Raw genomic sequence first — 954 nt, 5'->3', positions numbered from 1 at the left:
AAATGCGAAATGGCCACCCAGCTTTGGGTGGCCATTTCGACTAAAAGAAGTCCGGCGGTGTCCTACTCTCCCACAGGGTCCCCCCTGCAGTACCATCGGCGCTGAGAGGCTTAGCTTCCGGGTTCGGAATGTAACCGGGCGTTTCCCTCTCGCTATGGCCGCCGAAACACTATTGATGTTTCAAAAACCAACAACGATCATCATTGTTGCGTTCCCGACCGTACATCGAGAACCACTCAGTGGACGCAAGCACCAAAAACGGTGTGTTATCAAGTCATCGGCTTATTAGTACCGGTCAGCTTCACGTATTACTACGCTTCCACATCCGGCCTATCAACCCAGTAGTCTGGCTGGGAGCCTCTCACCATAAATGGTATGGAAGTCTCATCTTGAGGCCGGCTTCCCGCTTAGATGCTTTCAGCGGTTATCCATCCCGAACGTAGCTAATCAGCGGTGCTCCTGGCGGAACAACTGACACACCAGAGGTTCGTCCAACCCGGTCCTCTCGTACTAGGGTCAGATCCTCTCAAACTTCCTACGCGCGCAGCGGATAGGGACCGAACTGTCTCACGACGTTCTAAACCCAGCTCGCGTACCGCTTTAATGGGCGAACAGCCCAACCCTTGGGACCTACTCCAGCCCCAGGATGCGACGAGCCGACATCGAGGTGCCAAACCATGCCGTCGATATGGACTCTTGGGCAAGATCAGCCTGTTATCCCCGAGGTACCTTTTATCCGTTGAGCGACAGCGCTTCCACAAGCCACTGCCGGATCACTAGTCCCGACTTTCGTCCCTGCTCGACCTGTCAGTCTCACAGTCAAGCTCCCTTGTGCACTTACACTCGCCACCTGATTGCCAACCAGGTTGAGGGAACCTTTGGGCGCCTCCGTTACATTTTGGGAGGCAACCGCCCCAGTTAAACTACCCACCAGGCACTGTCCCTGAACCGGAT

The 954-nt window shown here is 55.1% G+C and carries 2 rRNA genes; both read right to left on the bottom strand.

The features are described 5' to 3' along the window. Positions 1–49: 49 nt before the first annotated feature. A 5S ribosomal RNA gene (gene rrf / locus AC3E6M_RS17045) occupies positions 50–166 on the bottom strand. Positions 167–265: 99 nt separating this feature from the next. Further along, positions 266–954: ribosomal RNA gene (locus AC3E6M_RS17040) — 23S ribosomal RNA — on the bottom strand; the annotation flags it as partial.

Source organism: Microbacterium sp. SCPM-O-B-15248 (M128) (genome assembly GCF_058214835.1).
The sequence above is the reverse complement of the archived record's forward strand: the minus strand, read 5'-3'. Positions and strand labels throughout refer to the sequence as shown.